The 17207-nt window shown below is 74.7% G+C and carries 12 protein-coding genes; 4 read left to right on the top strand and 8 right to left on the bottom strand.

Translation table 11 applies throughout. The features are described from left to right. Position 1 precedes the first annotated feature (1 nt). The 4 genes from ACZ34W_RS36185 to ACZ34W_RS36200 form a co-directional block, all read right to left on the bottom strand. On the bottom strand, positions 2-1672 hold the full coding sequence (locus ACZ34W_RS36185) for a hypothetical protein (RefSeq protein WP_465610383.1): 1671 nt from the start codon (positions 1670-1672) through the stop codon (positions 2-4). After that, a complete protein-coding gene (locus ACZ34W_RS36190; protein WP_465610385.1) occupies positions 1669-4527 on the bottom strand; it encodes a hypothetical protein in 2859 nt (952 codons plus the stop codon). Before ACZ34W_RS36190 ends, ACZ34W_RS36185 begins: the two co-directional genes overlap by 4 nt. Continuing rightward, on the bottom strand, positions 4520-5425 hold the full coding sequence (locus tag ACZ34W_RS36195; protein WP_329490223.1) for a nucleotidyl cyclase domain-containing protein: 906 nt from the start codon (positions 5423-5425) through the stop codon (positions 4520-4522). The genes ACZ34W_RS36190 and ACZ34W_RS36195 overlap by 8 nt, the downstream gene beginning before the upstream one ends. A gap of 77 nt (positions 5426-5502) precedes the next feature. Then, positions 5503-6225, bottom strand: coding sequence for a Crp/Fnr family transcriptional regulator (locus ACZ34W_RS36200; RefSeq protein ID WP_329490224.1), 723 nt, complete (start codon positions 6223-6225; stop codon positions 5503-5505). A 771-nt stretch (positions 6226-6996) separates the two neighbouring features. Between ACZ34W_RS36200 and ACZ34W_RS36205 the strand changes: the two genes are divergently transcribed. Both ACZ34W_RS36205 and ACZ34W_RS36210 read left to right on the top strand, forming a co-directional pair. After that, positions 6997-8214, top strand: a complete 1218-nt coding sequence (locus ACZ34W_RS36205; RefSeq protein WP_465610388.1) for a hypothetical protein — start codon at positions 6997-6999, stop codon at positions 8212-8214. 93 nt (positions 8215-8307) lie between these two features. Further along, positions 8308-10605 (top strand): tetratricopeptide repeat protein, encoded by a 2298-nt coding sequence (locus ACZ34W_RS36210; RefSeq protein ID WP_465610390.1) that lies wholly within the window; start codon positions 8308-8310, stop codon positions 10603-10605. A gap of 170 nt (positions 10606-10775) precedes the next feature. Here ACZ34W_RS36210 and ACZ34W_RS36215 read toward each other — a convergent pair whose 3' ends face one another. The 4 genes from ACZ34W_RS36215 to ACZ34W_RS36230 all read right to left on the bottom strand — a co-directional run bounded on the left by ACZ34W_RS36215 (position 10776) and on the right by ACZ34W_RS36230 (position 14314). After that, positions 10776-12005 (bottom strand): MAB_1171c family putative transporter, encoded by a 1230-nt coding sequence (locus tag ACZ34W_RS36215; RefSeq protein ID WP_465610392.1) that lies wholly within the window; start codon positions 12003-12005, stop codon positions 10776-10778. Next, the gene (locus ACZ34W_RS36220) at positions 11998-12405 is read right to left on the bottom strand and encodes a ParH-like protein (protein WP_465610394.1); all 408 of its coding nucleotides are present in this window, start codon (positions 12403-12405) and stop codon (positions 11998-12000) included. The genes ACZ34W_RS36215 and ACZ34W_RS36220 overlap by 8 nt, the downstream gene beginning before the upstream one ends. Positions 12406-12639: 234 nt before the next feature. Then, a complete protein-coding gene (locus tag ACZ34W_RS36225) occupies positions 12640-13059 on the bottom strand; it encodes an XRE family transcriptional regulator (RefSeq protein WP_329490229.1) in 420 nt (139 codons plus the stop codon). 241 nt (positions 13060-13300) lie between these two features. Continuing rightward, a complete protein-coding gene (locus ACZ34W_RS36230; RefSeq protein ID WP_465610396.1) occupies positions 13301-14314 on the bottom strand; it encodes a methyltransferase in 1014 nt (337 codons plus the stop codon). A 270-nt stretch (positions 14315-14584) separates the two neighbouring features. On the opposite strand from ACZ34W_RS36230, the gene ACZ34W_RS36235 reads away from it, so the two are divergent. After that, complete coding sequence (locus ACZ34W_RS36235; protein WP_329490239.1) at positions 14585-15265, top strand: DUF1707 domain-containing protein; 681 nt, start codon at positions 14585-14587, stop codon at positions 15263-15265. A 410-nt stretch (positions 15266-15675) separates the two neighbouring features. Then, on the top strand, positions 15676-17207 hold a 1532-nt coding region (locus tag ACZ34W_RS36240; RefSeq protein WP_465610399.1), incomplete at its 3' end, for a type I polyketide synthase.

Consider the following 17207-nt stretch of genomic DNA (forward strand, 5'->3'; position numbering starts at 1 on the left):
CTCACCACCCGCCGTTCGGCGACCAGGGCCGGTCGTCGTCGCGGGCGTCGTCGGGGGCGTGGTCGGGGTCGTGATCGCGGCGCCGGCCCCGGTCGCGGTCCGGGCCGTGGTCGTCGGTGCGCGGGGTGCCGGTCCGGTCGGTCCGGGGCCCGGGGGCGTCGCGGGCCGGGGCGGGTTCCCAGTCGTCGAAGGCCTCGCTGGGCCGGCGTCGAAGCCGGGTGTCGGCGGCGGGCCGCTGCGGCGGAGCCGGGTCGGCCTCCAACCAGGAGGGCGTGTAGGGGCGTTGGCCGCCCGGACGGTCCGTCCGGTCGGTTCGGCGGTCGTCCGGCTCGGACCACCGGTTCTCGCGCCGCTCCGTACGGCGGTCGTTCCGGTGCGCGGCCCCTTCGTTCCGGGCGTCGCCGGGGCCGCCCGCCGTGGTGCTCCGATCGTCCCGGCGGTCGTTCCGGCGGCGCTCGCTCCGGTTGGTGTCGCTCCGGTGGTCGTCGCGGCGGTTGTCGTCGTGGCGGTCCGACCGGTCGTCCCAGCTGCTGCGGCGCTCGTCCCACCGGCTGTCGTTCCAACCGTCGGTCCAGTCGCTGTTCCGGTCGTCCTTCCGGTCGTCGTCGCGGCTGCCGTCGCGATCGTGCCGGCGGTCCGACCGGTCGTCCCGGTGCTCGTCCCAGCGGTCGTCCGGGCCGTCGTCGTGCCGCCGGCCGGGCGGCAGCTCGCGGCGCGGCGGTGCGGGCCGCACCGGCGGTCGGCCGAAGCTGCCCTCCACCCGGTACGCCCCGGTGCCCAGCAGCTCCCGGACCTGGCTCTCCAGCTCGGCGGACTGGATCACCCCCTTCTCGACCAGGTCCAGGGTGTGGTCGAGGAGTTCGCGCCGGTCCTGGCGGGCCTCCTGGCGCAGCAGCTCCATGAAGGCCCGGGCCTCCGCCGGGTTGTCGGCGAGCATGAAGCAGATCTGGCTCCACTCGCCGCCTTCGAGCATCACCCGGAACTTCTGCATCCGCAGCTGGAGCAGCTCACCGCTGTGGTGTTCGCCGGCCAGGTCGTGCGCGTGCTCCCGCTCGGCCATCGTCCCCCGGTGGTCGTCGTCCCGGACCTGCTCGGCCTGCGCGATCGCCTTGCGGTCCACCGTGAAGCGGATGTACAACTCGGCCCGCAGGCCGAGGTCGTAGCCCAGGTCGTCCCACTGGCCGTTGCGGCAGGCGGACTTGACGGCGCGGTCGGCCTCGGTCGCGGCGGTGATCGGGTAGCCCGCGCAGACCCCGCGCAGCCGCTCGGTGAGCGGGGCCCGCATCCGGACGGCGACGTTGGTGACCTGCTCGTCCACCACCTTGAGGTAGTCGGTGACCGTCCACTGGATGTCGGCCTCGACCTCGAAGAAGGTGGTGCCGCCCGCGGCCGGGACCTGCAGCGACACCCGGGTCATATGGGTGCCCCGCGCCACCTCGCAGACCGTCACCGGCCGCGCCATGAAGGGGCGGCCGACGTGCTCGCTGCCCCGCGCGGTGATGATGCTGTGGCCGCCGTTGCGGTAGAAGAGCACCTGGGCGACGCCGGCACCGGGCTGCGGGAGGCCGCCCTCCGGGCGCGGGTACTCCTTGAGCAGCGGGCCTGCCGGGTGCACCGAGGAGGCGCCGCCCCGGCCGGGGGACTTCCGGCCCGCCTTCGGGTCGTCCGTCATCGTTCGTCCTCCTCGGTGTCCCTGCGCTGCCGGTCCGTGCGCTGTTCGTCCGTGTGCCGCCGGTCCGTGCGGTTCGGGTCGGGGGCGGTGCGGCTCCGGTCCGGCCGGCCGACGGGGGCGGGCCGGGCCTCGGGGGCGGGGCGGCCCTCGGTGGCGAGGTGCCAGAGGCGGCGGGCCGCCGCCTTGTCCAGCGGGGCGTCGGGATCCTTCATCATCCGGCGCAACAGCCAGTCCAGGAGCTGCCGTTCGCGGTCCCCGCCGAGCAGTGACGGCAGCAGCGCGACCAGGCCCCGCCCGGTGTCCGGCCCCCCCTCCAGGCCGCCGTCCTCCTCGGGGACGGCCCCGCGCAACCAGTACTCCAGGCAGTCCGTGGCGGCCTCGTGGGAGCGCGGGGTGCGCAGCGCCGTCCACATCAGGTCGGCCAGGGCCGGGACCCGGTCCGGCCGGGTCACGGCCAGGGCCAGCGGCAGCGGCCAGTCCAGGTGGTCCGCGAGGTCCGGCGAGGCCTCGCCGTCCCAGACCTCGCCGACCGTGGTCACCGCCAGCCGGACGATGGTGAGCAGCCCCAGGTCCTGGTGCGGCACGCGGCGGTCGGCCGTCCAGTCGGCGATCCGGCGCAGGACCGCCCGGTCGTCGGGGCCGGACAGCAGCCGGACGGCGCTGTGCGAGACGAGCGGCGCCTGGTCGTCGTGCTCGTCGGTGCCGATCCGGGCCAGCCGGTCCAGCGCCTCCTCCACCGGGGCGATGTGGCCGAAGCCGAGGGCCATCGCGGCGGTCCAGCGCAGCCGCACCGAGTCGGACCTCGTCCAGTCCCGGACCAGGGCCCGGACGGCGGGCCGGTGGCTCTCGTGCCGGGCGGTCTGGTCGAGCACGGTGGCCGCGAAGGCGCGGCGCTGGGTGGCGGGGGCGGTGGCCATCGGGCGGACCAGCTTCTCGTAGCCGGTGGCGAAGTCCCGGGAGCACAGCTCGCCCGAGGCCAGCGCGGCCCGGACCCAGACCTCGGGGCGCGGGTCGTCGGCGAGCAGCCGCATCCAGCGGATCACCGGTTCGCGGGCCGGGTGGTGGCGGTCCCAGACCTCGGCGAGGACGGCGGCGGGCAGGGCGGCACCCCGGTAGCGGACGATCCGGGCGGGTGCGCCGACACCGGCCGTCTCCACCTCGCCGTCGGTCAACTCGGCCCGCAGGAAGGCGAGGTCGGAGGCCGGGTCGTCGCAGAACAGCGGCCGGGCGGGCGCGTTGGCGGGATCGCGGGCGACCGCGAACTCCCAGGTGAGCAGGTGCGCGGCCTCCGCGACGGTGCTGTGCGCCGAGCCGTTCAGGACGGCGAGGGCGATCCGGGACGCGGTGGGGTGCAGCACGGTGGCGGCCGAGCGGCCGTTGTCCCCGGCGGTGTCGGCGATCTCGCGGTCGGCGCCCGCGAACCACTGCTGGGCCTGCTGCGGGGCGAGGCTGGCGCAGCCGTCCAGCAGGTCCTGGCGGGTGAGCCGGCCGAGCACGTGCGCGGAGACCAGGTCGGCGAGCAGCTCGGCCTCGGCGGGGCGGAGGTCCTCCAGGCCGACGGCGGCGCGCACCTCCGGGTCGTCGACCAGTTCCTCGGCACGCCCGAACGCGTCGGGATCGGTCCGGAACGGCTCCCCGGTGGACCCTGCTGCGGACCCGGCGTCGGACTCCGCGTCCGGGTGCTCGCCGTCCGCCCCGGCGGGCTCCGCCGCGAGGCGCTCGGCCAGCCGGGCCCGGAGCAGTTCCTCGGTGGGCGCCGGCGGGCAGATCAGGCCGTACCGCCCGGCGAGCAGCGGGGCGGCGGTGGGGCCGGCGGCGACCACCAGGACCGCGAAGGAGTCCCGGGCGACGAGGGCGGCGGCGAGCGCGTCGAGTTCGAACTCGTCGGGCGGCAGTACCGTGCGGCCCCCGCCGGACGGGAGTTCGAGCAGGTAGCCGCGGTCGCGGTGCTCGCCCTCGGCGACCACGGTGGTCAGCCGGGGCACCCGGGTGTCCGGCGCGATCCGGGAGACCCGGGCGGGCGGCTTCTCGCCGACCGCCCCGCCGGGCTCCGCCCCGGCCGCGGGCTGGGCGGGGCCCGCCTGGGTCAGTTCGTCGAGCAGCGCCAGCGCGGTGCACGTCCGGCCGGTGCCCGGGGCGGCGGCGAGCACCAGCACGCGTTGGCGGCGCAGCGCCCGCTGGAGGCCCACGTACCCCTCCGGCTCGCGGTAGATCCGGCGGACCCGGCGCAGTTCCGCCTCCGGCACCGGGCCGCTGACCGCGCCGACCGCCTGCCGGCCGTCCAGGCTGAGGTGGACGTCGCCGATGTGGGCGCGGTGGAACACCGAGCGGTCGAAGAGGTTGTGGTCGCCGCCGACCTGGTAGGAGGACCGGGCCGAGCGGTGGGCGCGGGAGGTGGCGGCCATCCCGGTGGCGGCGCCGCCCTCGTCCTCCTGCTCGTCCAGGAGGCGGTCGCGGCTGCGCTCGCGGAAGCGGCCGGCGGCGCGCTCGCGCTCGGAGCGCTCCTGCTCCTCGCCGTCCTGTTCGGCGCGCCCCGGCTCCTCCCGGTCCGCCTCGGCGCGCGGTGGATCGTCCCCGGTGCGCACCGGCTCGTCGCCGGCCGGCGGCTGCGGCCCGCGGTCCCGCTCGGGGCGGTCCGGCCCGGGGCGCTCCCGGTCGGCGCGGTCGCGCCCGGGGCGGTGCTCACCGCGGCGGTCCCGGTCGCCCGGCTCGCGGCCGCGGTCGTGGTGCCCGCGGTTCTCGGGCCCGCCGGCCCGGGGCTCCGGGCGGGCCTCCGGCCGCCGGGCGGCGCGCTCGCGCGGCTCCTCCGCCCTGCGCTCGGCGGGTGCCTCGGTGGTGCCGGCGGGCTCAGCCACGGCGGTCTCCCTCGGTGGTGCGGCCGATGTGGACCGGCGCCTGGTACGTGTTGTCGTGGTGCACCGAGAGGTCGCCGGCGACGGTGGTGCCGTGGGGCAGACCGGTGGCGACCGGGTCCGCGGCGGGCCCGCGGCGGGGCTCGGTCCGGTGCGGGGCGCTCCCGGCCGCGTGGTCCGGTGCGCCCGTCGTCCCGCCGTCGGCCGTCCCGCCGCGAGCCGGCTCCCCTGTGGTCGGCTCGTCGGCGGGCGGCCCCTCGGCGGACGTGCCGCCGCCCTCGGGTACCGGGACGGGCCGCGGCCTGCCCGGTAGCCGGAGCCAGGCGTGCACCCCGCCGTCCTTGAGCCGCAGTCGCGCCGGAGCGTAGTGCTCGGGGTCGACGAAGCGGCCGCCGTGGCAGACGACCTCCCGGTACAGGGAGTCGGAGACGACCACCACCAGGTCGGCCCGGTCGCGTTCGAGCAGCCGGCGCGCGGCGTCCGAGTCGGTGAGCCGGCAGGCGAGGTCGACGGCGTGGCCGCTGATCCCCTGGGCGTCGTGGGTGACGGGGCCGACGTGCAGGCCGATCCGGAGCCCGAGCGGCATCCGCAGGTCGCGGTTGTCCTGGCGCAGCTGCTCGTGCACCTCGGCCACCCAGACGCCGATGATCCGGGCCGGCGGGACGGTCGAGGCGATGGCCGCCAGGATGCCGTCGCCGCGGTCCTCGCGGTGGACGAGCCGGGCCGGCACCCCGGCCCGGGCGAACGCCCGGTCGAGGACGGCGTAGAGCTGCCGGCGCATCCGGGTCTTGCCCTGGTCGTCGTAGGACCCGGACCGCCGGACGTCCACGCCCACGACCAGCTCGTACACCGCGTCGACTGCCTGGTCGTCCACGTCCACCCCCATGGTTGTCTCTGCCACGTCGTCAGAATCGCCTGCCGCGCGCCGGGTTGTCTGTGACCGTTTACATGCGCCGTGCGGTGACGCCCGGCCGCGCCTCATGTGCGCCGTCGCGCCTCCGGCCGCTGCTCGGCCGGTCCCCGCGCGAGCAGCAGCAGCGGGGCGGGGGCGAGGATCTCGACCTGCCGGGTGCCGGTGCGCACCAGGCCCTGGTCGCGCAGGAGTCTGAGTGCCTTGGCCACCGCCTCGCGGGTGGCGCCGACGGTCGCGGCGAGGTCCTCCTGGGCGAGGTGGACGACCGCGGCGGCGCCGTCCCGGCCCGGCCGGGAGGTGGCGTCGGTGCCGGAGAGCTCCACCAGGCGGCGGGCGAGTCGCTGGACCACGGTGAGCGAGGCGAGCGCGGACCGTTCGCGGTCCGAGTCCCTTAGCCGGGAGGCCAGTTGGGTCATCACCTGGCTGCCGACCCGGGGGCTTTCGGCCAGGAACCGGCGGAAGCTGTCGCCGGGGATCACCAGGGTCTTGACGGGCCCGAGCGCCTGGACCGTCGCACTGCGCGGTCGCTGGTCCAACGCGGCCAGCTCGCCGATGAGTTCACCCGGTCCGCGCAGGCCGAGCACGAGCCGGGTCGCCCCCCGGTCGATGGCCGTGAAGACCATGGACCAGCCGGCCAGCACCAGCAGGACGTGCGTGGACCGGTCGCCCTCGGAGAGCAGGTGCTGCTCCGGCCGGAACGTCCGCTCGGCCCCGAGCGAGACCAGGGCTTCGAGATCGTGGGCGGTGAGTGTTCGGGCGAAGGGCTGGTCGCCGCCGAGCAGACCCATGTCACCTCCTGGTCCTCACCAACCGTCTTGATCCGCTCCGACGTTGGGAGATCGTAGACCTGCCGGAGGAGGAATTTGGCCGAATTTCTCGCGGCGGGAGCGATGTGGTGCTGGAGGGATTCACGAGGCTGGTGTGACATCTCCGCGAGGAGTCGGCGGTGCCCGGGCCGTACGGCGAACGGGCAGGTCGGCAAGGTGATCGCGGGAAGAGCGGCGCGGTTTGGGACACGATTCAGACATCTCTTGGCAACAGTGCGGTGTACACGCTCGATGCGCCGTCGTGCGCCCCCGCGCACTGCGCCCCGGGGGGCGTCCGGCGAACCGGCCGGGTGGTCCCGGTCATGCCGGGTGGCCAGCGGCGGCGGGCGGGTCGGAGGTGGCCTGCGGGGCCGGGTGGGCGGGCCGTCCGGCGGCCTTCTCCACCGTTCCGGCCAGTCGAGTCCGGTCCCTTGACACGATCGGCACAACTTCACCACTCTTGGCCCATCGCCGAGCTGGTGTGGACGACTGACTCATAGTCATTCATCTCAGCTGATGGCGTTGTTGCCAGCCAGTCATCGAAGGAGGTGTGTGCCATGAAGAAGATCGTCGTCCGCAAGGCCGGCCCGGTTCGCCTCACCAGCGCGGCCCGTGCGCTGTACCTGCCGTGGTCCTGCGCCGTGCAGAACTGATCCATCCCCCCGGGCAAGGGGGCACACGGTGCCGGCCGGACCCACGTGCGGCCGGCACCGCTCCACCTCGCCCCTCCGCCTACCTCCCGCAGGAGGATCCGTGCACTCCTCCACGGACAGCGGCTCCGCCGCCCCGGGCGTCGACCTGGACCGTGCGGTGCCACTGCGTCGCCTCGTCTATCTGCAGGAGGCCGACGAAGTCACCATCGGCAGCCCGGAGACCGACACCTACGCCGTCTTCCCGCCCGACGGCGCCGAGCTGGTCCGGATGCTGGCCGACGGCCGCACGCCCCGCGAGGCCGCCGAACGCTACGAGGCCGCGCACGGTGAGAGCGTCGACATCGCCGACCTGGTCGAGGCCCTCGTCGAGCTCGACCTCGTCCGCTCCGCCGGGGAACCGGTGGGACCGGACGGACCGGCGGGCGGTGCCACCCCGGTGCGCTGGCAGCGGCTGGGCCGGCTGGTGTTCAGCCGACCGGCCTTCGTCGGCTACGCACTCGTGACGGCCCTCGCCGTCGCCGAGATGATCCGGGTGCCCCGGCTGGTCCCGCGCGTCGACCACATCTTCTTCAGCTCGTCCTACACCCTCGTCGTGCTGATGCTGTTCGTCGGCCAGGTGCCGCTGCTCGCCCTGCACGAGGCCTTCCACGCGCTGGCCGGACGCCGGCTCGGCCTGCGCTCGCGGCTCTCCGTCGGACGCCGGCTCGTCTACCTGGTCCTGGAGACCTCCCTCGACGGCCTGGTCGGCGTGGAGCGGCGGAAGCGCTACCTGCCCATCATGGCCGGCATGCTGGCCGACACCCTGGCGATCGCCGTGCTCACCCTCGTCGCGGACCTGACCCGTGGCACGAACGCCGGCGTCGCGTCGATCTGCCTCGCGATGGCCTACGCCACCGTACTGCGCCTCGCCTGGCAGGGGTTCTTCTACCTGCGGACCGACCTCTACGTCCTGCTCAGCACCGTCCTGGGCTGCGTGAACCTGCACGCCGCCGCGGCCGACGTGCTGCGCAACGCCGTCCGGCGCGGCACCGGACGGCCGCCGCTGGACCTGTCCGTCCACCACCCGGTGGACCGCCGCGTCGCGCGCTGGTACGCCTGGTTGATGCTGGTGGGCTACGTGTTCACGCTCACGATGTTCGCCGGGGTCGTCGTACCGACGGCCTACCGGCTGCTGCACGACATGTGGCTGCGGCTGACCGGCCAGGCCTCGCTCGCCGGCCGGCTCGACTCGCTCGCCCTGATGCTGCTCAGCGCCGCGCAGACGGTGGCCGTCCTCGTGCTCGCCGCCCGCGAGCGGCGCGCCGCCGCCTCGGCCTGACGCCCGCCCCCGCCCGTGCGCGGCTCGCCGCCCCGGCCCGACGCCCGAACCGACCCCTCTCTCCTGCGCCACCGCACGAAAGGCAGCTGTGTCATGGCCGAGCACCGCCACTACTGGGTCCGCGCCGCCGGGCGTCCCGCCCGCGCCGACGCCCGCGAGCGGCTCGACCTGCCGCCCGTGCTCGCCCTGGTGAACGCCAACCGCCGGCTCCGGGGGCCCTACACCGCCGTCGGCGCGATCCTGCGCGCGATCGTCCCGGACGCGCTCGCCCGCTGCCCCGAGGCCGTCACCGGGCACGACATCGAGATCCTCTCCACCACACCGGAGTTGCGCGACCTGGTGCCGGCCACCCGGGAGACGCTGACCTCGCTGGCGGTGCCCAAGGAGCGCACCCGCTTCTACTCGGCGCTGCGCACCCTGCGGATCGCCCACGGCCTGGTCGAGTTCCTGGAGGCGTACCTGCGCGCGGCCGGTTCCGCCCCGCGCACGCTGATCGTCGACGACGCCCACGCGGCCGACCCCACGGACGCCGAGTTCCTCGCCGTCCTGCTGCGGCGCGTCGATCCCGCGCTGCTCACCGTGGTGGTCACCACCGGCGAGGAGCCGCCCGCGAGCCCGGCCGGCCTCGGCAGCGAGGACCTGCCGACCGCGCTGGCCGCGTACTGCGCGGTGGTCGGCCCGGTGGTTGCCTCGGTGGTCGTCCCGACGGGGGAGGGCGGCGCGCCGGACCAGGGGCGGCCGGCGGGTTCGTCGCCTTCGGCGGGTTCGGCGGGTCCGGCGGGGTCGGCTGGCGAAGGCCCGGCCGGGACGCCGTCGGCCGCCGTGCTCGGCCGCCGGCACATCGACGGGGACGGCGTGGGCGACGACCCGGACGAGCTCGCCGCCTACCTGGCCCTGCCGCCCACCGAGCGCGCCCGGCTGCACGACCTGCGACGGGCCGAGCTGGAGACGGCCGGGGAGTCCTCGCTGCGGCTCGGCGCCATCGCCTGGCACGCGGAGCACGGCAGCGACCCGTCCGGCGTCGGGGCGGACACGCTGCGCCACGCGCTCGACCACTGCATGGACCTCGGCTACTACCACGCCGTCCTGGACCTCGGCGAGCGCGGCCGGCGGCTGGTCACCCACGAGAGCCACCCCACCCACTGGTGGGCCTTCACCACCAAGATGACCACCTCCTTCGCCGCGCTCGGCCTCGCCGAGCAGGCGCTGCCGCTGTACGACGAGGCCCGGGCGGTCAGCTCCTCGCCCGAGGTCCACATGCAGGCCGCGTACGCCACGGCCATGCTCCACACCCGGCACTTCGGCGCCGACCGGCGCGACCACCAGCTGGCCCGGAGCTGGGTCAACCAGGCGATCGCCTTCGCGAAGTGGCACCCCGAACCCAAGGAGCGCGAGGCGCGGGTCGTGTTCAACCGCAACGGCCTCGCGCTGATCGAGGTCCACCAGGGCCGCCTGGAAGCCGCGCTGGAGCTGCTCGACGCCTGCATCGCCCGGCTCGACGAGACCCTGGAGGAGCACGAGCACGCGCTGCACCGCTCCGTGCTGCGCTACAACCGCGCCCAGGTGTACGCGGGCCTCGGCCGCCACACCGACGCCGTCGCCGACTACACGGCGGTGATCGAGTGCGACCCCAACTACGCCGAGTACTACTTCGACCGGGGGATGCTCTGGCGCGACCTCGGCAGTCCGGAGCAGGCGCTGGCCGACTACGACCGCGCCATCCGGCTGTCGCCGCCCTTCCCGGAGGCGTACTTCAACCGGGCCGACGTGCTGGCCGAGCTCGGCGAGACCGAGGCGGCCGCGGCGGACTTCGGCTACGTACTGGAGCTCGACCCGGCCTTCGCCGACGCCCGGCTCAACCGGGCCGCCCTGCTGTTCGAGGCGGGCGAGCACGAACGCGCCCTGGGCGAGGTCGGGACCGGATTGGCGGCGACTCCGGACAGCCCGCAACTCCTCTGTCTGAAGGGTCAGCTGCTGGCGGCCGAGGGCGACCCCGCGGCGGCGTCCGAGGCCTGGCGGGCCGCGCTCGCCGCCGACCCCGAGTACGCCCAGGCGTGGGCCCTGCTCGGCGAACTCCGCTACGAGGAGGGCGACCTGGACGGCGCGAGCGCCGATCTGGCCCGTGCGGTCGAGCTCTCGGCGGACCCGGGCATGCGGTTCAACCTGGCCGTGGTCCACCACGACGCCGGACGCTACGGCGAGGCCCTCGGGCTGCTCGACGAGGTGCTCGGCGCGACCGAGGACGTGGACGCCCGCTTGCAGCGGGCCCGTTGCCTGATCGGGCTCGACCGGGCGGACACCGCCAGGGCCGACCTGCTCGCCTGCCTGGAGGCCGACCCCGGGTCCGCGGAGCAGGTGTACGAGCTGATGCCCGACCTGGCCCGGGTCTGAGCGGGGCGGGGTCTGCGCGGGGCCCGTGCCTGAGCGGGCCCGCCGGTGCCGCCCCGCCCGCCGATGCCGCCCCGCCCCCCGATGCCGCCCCGCCCCCCGATGCCGCCCCGCCCCCGATGTCGCCCCGCCGCCCCGCCGCAGACGCCGGGCGGCGGGGCGGCCCCATGCCGTCAGTGCCGGAGCGCGGCGCGGCCCAGCTCGTCGCGCACCCGGGCGCGGACGTGCGCCACGGCGGGCGAGCCGGTGTAGGCGGCGGCCACCCGGACCAGCCAGGCCGCCTCCTCGTGGATGCCCGCCGCCACCGGGTGGGGTACGCACCCCTCGCCGGGGTGCCCGGCGAACCGGTGCCCGGCCCGGGCCGCCTCCAGGGCGGCCACGATGGCGGCCGCCTCCACCACGGCCGCCAGCTCCTCCGCTTCGGCGGGGCCGACGGCCTCCGCCACCCAGTGCCGCACCTCGGGATGCAGATGGGGACGGAGGGCGAGCTGGCCGTCGCGGATCTCGATGATCCGCCGGTACAGCGCGAACTGGATGTCGCGGCGAAGCGGCCCGCCGGCGTCGCCGAACAGCCCGGTCTGGGCGGCGAGTTCGATCTCCGGTAGCGCCGTCCGCATCGCCGACCAGAGCGGACCGAGCCTGCGGTGATCGTGCCAGGCCCGGACGCGTCCGGCCCAGTCCGCCCAGCCGGACGCGGTCGCACCGGCGAAGCCGAGCGTTACGCAGACGGCGCCCGCCAGCGCGGACACTCTGCTCTCCGCGCCGTTCTCGTGGCCCGTGGCGAGGATGTTCGCCAGGTCGTGCAGGGTGTCCGCGGTCCACAGCAGGCCCGCCAGCGCGCTCAGTGCCATCAGGCGCAGGCCCAGCCGGAGGACTCCGCGCGGCAGGCACCGCGCGCAGCGCCCGATCAGGAAGCCGAAGATCGCCAGGCACCACGCGGTGTGGAGGGCGAACAACGTGACGTAGGCCGCCAGGACGGGCCGGCCCGCGGCATCGACGCCGACCTCGGCGCCCCGTCGGACGGGCGAGGCGGCGAGGAAGAGGGCGACGCCCAGCAGGACGGTGACGGCCGTGAGGGCGGTCTGCCGCCGCACCGCGCGCCGCGCCGCCGCAGCCGGCCGGGTGGAGTACGCCATCATGGCCAGCGCGCCGGAGGCCGTGACCTTCAACTGGTCGGCCACCAGGGTGAGGTGGCTAGGATCGGGGAGCAGGGCGGCCAGCGCCGGACCGGTGGCGGGGGCACTCACCGCCATCCCCGCGCCGATCAGCGCCCCGCAGGCGTAGCCGTGGTGGAGCGCCGGATCGGACCGGCGTCCCCGGTCCATCAGGATCTTCCAGACCGTGCCCAGCAGTGCGACCGCACCGGCGAAGTACCCGGCGGCGTTGGCCAGCTGGTCACCCACGGCGGGCCGCGCCGGGCCGCAACGGCCGACCGAACACGTACCGTAACCGGATGACCTGGTCGGCGAGTTGGCCGACGGCGGTGGAGCGCGGCCGGTGCAGCGCGCGCTGTAGCGCGAGGGAGGCGACGAGCTCCGCCTCCTGCTCCATCCGCTGCGTGTAGCCGGACCGGCCGAGCACCCGGCGCACCAGGTCCTCCGGCAGCAGCGTCGTCAGCGCGGGCGACACGGCCGGGGCGGCCCCGGGGCCGCCGGTGTGCCCGCAGAGGAGGTGGCCGATCTCGTGCAGCACGATGTGCTGCTGGTGCAGTGCCGTGGTGTCGGCCGGATAACCGATGTAGTCCGCCCGGTCGGTGGTGATCAGCACGCCGCACGGCGAGTGCTCCGGACCGGAGAGCGGCATCAGTTCGATGGGTCTGCCGCGCCGCACGGCGAGCGCCTCGGTCAGCGCCGGTATGCCGAACGGTTCCGGAATCGGTATCGACTCCGCGACCCCCCGACATCGCTGCCAGAGCCCCTGCTCAACCCCACCCGGATACCCCACGATTCGCCCCCCTGGCGGTCGACCGGGAGGTGATACTACGGACGCGGCAACGCCGAGGGAATCCGCTTCACCATCTCGGAGCCGCCGCGGCAGCTACCGGCCGCCGGCCTCGCGGCGGGCGATCGCCTCGATCATGTCGCTGATCGTGCCGAGCCCTTCGGGGGAGAGGGTCACCGCGCGCAGCGCCACGTCCCGTACGCCCGCGTTGCGCAGCGCACCGAGCAGCGCCAGCTCCTCGGCGATCCTGGCACTCTGCCGGTCGTCGAAGAAGTACGTCGGCGGCACCTGGAAGAACTGCGCCAGCGCTTCGAGGTGACGCTTCGTCGGGTTGTTCCGGCGGCCGGTCCGGAGCTGCCAGAGGTACGTCGCCGAGAAGCTCTCGCCGGTCGCCTCCCGACAGGCCCGGGCGACCTCCTCGTGGCTGTACGGCTCACGGTCGGGACGGCGGACCACGTCGAACAGCCGGTCCAGCTTCGCCGCGAGCGTGGACGCACCGGAGTCCGCATCGGGCACGGCACACCTCTTCCCTCACCCCGGGCGCACGCGTCGTCCGTGCGCGGATCGACCTCTCGCGAACCGAGCCCCCAGTCTAGTTGCTCCCCCACGCGGGGCACCGGCCCGGAGAGCAGCCTCTTGCCGGAGCGCGTCCGGCGTCCCCCGTTCGCGCCGTGGTCGTCGTGTCGCCGGGGATGAGGCCGGGACGGCCCGCTGGGCCGCCTCCCCGGGGAGGCGGCCCAGCGGGCCGGGGGGACGGTCAGGCGAGGGTGCAGGTGGTGACGGTGAGGTCGGCGGGGCAGGGGGTGAGGGAGACGACCTGGAGGCCGGCGGCGGCGGCTTCGCGGCGCATGTCGGCCTCGGTGCGCTCGCGGGTGTTGGGCTCGCCGACGATCATCTTGATGACGTTGCGGAAGGCGGCGCCGGAGTCGTGCTCCGCGAGGGGGTCGATGACCAGGAGGGTCGGGGAGCCGTCGGCGCCGGCGCTCATGGCGCGGCGGATGTTGCCGAGGATCTGGATGCCGCTCTCGGAACTCCAGTCGTGGAGGACGTTCTTGAGGATGTAGAGGTCGCCGCCCTCGGGCACCTCGCGGAGGATGTCGGCGGGGCGGTAGGTGAGTCGCCCGGCGAGGTCCGCGTCGCCCGAGGCGCGGAGTTCGGCCTCGGCCCGCCGACAGGTGTCCGGACGGTCCACGCAGACGCCCTTGAGGTGCGGGTGGGCGGTGAGGATCGCCTTGAGGAGCGTGCCGTTGCCGCCGCCGACGTCGATCACCGTGCGGACGTCCTCGAACGGGACGTGCTCCGCCAGGATCTTGCCGATCGGCCGGGCCCAGTCCTGCATCGCGAGGTCGAAGATCCGCGCGGTCTCGGGGTCCTTCTCCAGGTACTCGTAGAGCGGGACGCCGAAGACGTGGGGCATGACCGAGGTGCCGGTCCGGACCGCCTCGGCCAGGCCGCCGGCGGCGGCCTGGGCGTAGAGGCCGCAGAGCAGCGCGGTCAGGTGCCGCATCGAGTCGGGGTGGTCGGTGCGGAGCAGCTCGGACTGGGGCGAGTTGGTGTAGCGGCCGTCCTCGTCCCGGGCGAAGATCCCCAGCGCCGTCAGGGCCGTCATCAGGGAGACCAGCGCGTCGCGGTCCGCGTCGACGGCCTTGGCCAGTTCGGCGGCCGTGGCCGGTCCGTCCGCGAGGGCGTCGGCCACACCCAGCCGAGCCGCGGCGCCGACCGTCGCGGACGTCAAGGATCCCATGACAAGACTCACCAGCGACGTTTCCATGGCCCCGTTCACTTCCTAGGCTTAGACGGCAGGTTGCGCATGACGGTTCGTTCGGCCGACGGTAATGCGGGGAGGCGCCGTGCGTCGCGTCGTTCAACTGCCCCGCCGTGAGAAGGGAGTTCGGGGCCGGGCGGCGCCCGGGGATCCGGTCCGGCGCGCGGGGGCCACCAGTTGAACACGGCCGAATGTTCCGCTGCGGTCGAAGGGACAAACCGATGTCATGTACCGTCGATTCGAGGTGACTCCCCAGAGAAGGATCAGGCCGGAGACATGACGGATGACACGGCGTCGAACGGTCGCAAGGCCGGGGACGTGTCCGCGGAGGACATCAGGGCTTCGCACGCCGACCGGGACGAGGTCGTCGAGATCCTCCGCGACGCCGCGGCGGACGGCCGGCTCACGGCCGAGGAACTCGACGAGCGCCTCACGGTGGCGCTGAACGCCCGCACCTTCGGTGAACTGGCCGGGCTGACCCGCGATCTGCCGGTCGCCCCCCTCGCTCCGGTCGTCCCCGCGCCCGCGCCCGTTCCCGCGCCCCCGGTGCGGACGGGCCCGCCGGGCAAGGACATCGTGGAGATCAACCAGCGCTTCGGCACCCTGCGCCGGTCCGGGCCCTGGGAGGTCCCGCGCCGGCTGGACGTCCGCATGCACGGGGGCGACGTCAAGCTCGACTTCACCCAGGCGGTGATCACTCACGACACGCTCGACCTCGACGTCTACCTGAGCATCGGCGGTGACCTGGTCATCGTGGTCAGGCCCGGCATCGTGGTGGCGACCCACGACCTGGCCGTCGGGGTGGGCGACCTCAAGGTCCGCGTGCCCAAGGCGGCCTGGAACGAGCCGACGGAGCTCCGGGTGAACGTGACCGGGCGGGTGCGCGGCGGCGACGTGGTGGTGCGGTACCCGCGGCGGACGCTCGGGCAGTGGATGCGCGGGGAGAGCGCGCTCTGAGGTAGCGGTGGGAAGGACCGCGGTCCGGCAAGGGGCGGTGGTCCCGGTGAGGGCGGTGGTCGGCTCGCAGGAGCCGGCCACCGCCCCTTGCGTTGTGCGAGGAGGGTGTGCGAGCGCGCACGCATCGCCCTGGACCTGAATAGCCGGGCGATGGTATTCAATGGTGTCCGGTACCCGCGCGCACCGGTGGAACGAGTGCTGGATTCCTCGATTCCCGGGCGTGGTTCAAGTGTTCAACTGCCACGTTGCGCCGCCCAACAGGGGCTGGATACGTTCCTGTTGATGGTGGGCTCGATCATTTGCAGGTATTGAGAACTCTCGATTTTGCCTAATTTCCGCGGTAATCCCGCACCGCGGCTGTGCAGATCAGAACTGGCATATCCTCGGCAAGCAGGGATGGCGGAATTCACATGGCGAACGAAGAAAAGCTCCGCGATTATCTCAAGCTCGTGACGGCTAATCTGCGCCAGGTCCGCCGTCGCCTGGCTGAGGTCGAGGAGCGGAACCAGGAGCCGATCGCGATCGTCGGCATGGGCTGCCGCTTCCCCGGCGGGGTGCAGGGCCCCGAGGAGCTGTGGAGGCTCCTGGCCGAGGGGACCGACGCGATCGGCCCGTTCCCGCAGGACCGCGGGTGGGACCTGGAGAACCTCTACGACCCCGACCCGGACCACCCCGGCACCTCGTACGCGCGCCACGGCGGGTTCATGTACGACGCCACCGAGTTCGACGCGGGCTTCTTCGGCATCTCGCCGCGCGAGGCGGTCGCGATGGACCCGCAGCAGCGCCTGCTGCTGGAGGTGTCCTGGGAGGCGCTCGAACAGGCGGGCATCGACGCCGCCTCGCTGCGCGGCAGCCGGACCGGCGTGTTCGCCGGCGCCTACACCCAGGGCTACGGCACGGACCCGGCGGTGCAGACCGGCGGCTCGGAGGGCCACCTCCTCACCGGCATCGCGACCAGCGTCACCTCGGGGCGTGTGGCGTTCACCCTCGGCCTGGAGGGCCCGGCCGTCACGGTCGACACCGCCTGTTCCTCGTCGCTGGTCTCGCTGCACCTGGCCGCCCAGTCGCTGCGCTCCGGCGAGTGCTCGCTGGCGCTGGTCGGCGGCGCGACGGTGATCTCCAGCCCGTCCGTCTTCGTGGGCTTCTCCCGCCAGCGCGGCACGTCGGTGGACGGGCGCTGCAAGTCCTTCGCCGAGTCGGCGGACGGCTCCGGCTGGGCCGAGGGCGTCGGCGTGCTCGTCGTGGAGCGGCTGTCGGACGCCCGGCGCAACGGGCACAAGGTGCTGGCCGTGATGCGTGGTTCGGCGGCCAACCAGGACGGTGCGTCCAACGGTCTGACCGCGCCGAACGGTCCGGCGCAGCAGCGGGTGATCCGGGCCGCGCTGGCGAACGCCGGGGTCCGCGCCGACGAGGTCGACGTGGTGGAGGCGCACGGTTCGGCGACCACGCTGGGCGACCCGATCGAGGCCGAGGCGCTGCTCGCCACCTACGGTCAGGAGCGGACCGAGGGCCGGCCGTTGTGGCTGGGGTCGGTGAAGTCGAACATCGGGCACACCCAGGCGGCCGCCGGTGTGGCCGGTGTGATCAAGATGGTGCTGGCCCTCCAGCACGAGCAGCTGCCCGCGACGCTGCACGCGGACGTGCCGACGCCGCACGTGGAGTGGGCGGCCGGGGAGGTCCGGCTGCTCAACGAGGCGGCGGCCTGGCCGGCCGGCGAGCACGTGCGCCGGGCCGGCGTGTCGTCGTTCGGGATGAGCGGCACCAACGTCCACATCATCCTGGAGGAGGCCCCGACCGCGGACGGTGAGTCCGCGGGGACGGACGAGCCCTCCGGTGAGGACGCGGACGAGGCGGACGCCCTGGACGAGCCGGCCGGTGAGGCCGGGGCGGTGGCGGTGCTGGAGCCGGCCGGGCCGGTGGCGTGGCCGGTGTCGGCGCAGTC

The sequence above is a fragment of the Kitasatospora sp. NPDC022856 genome (genome assembly GCF_055561235.1).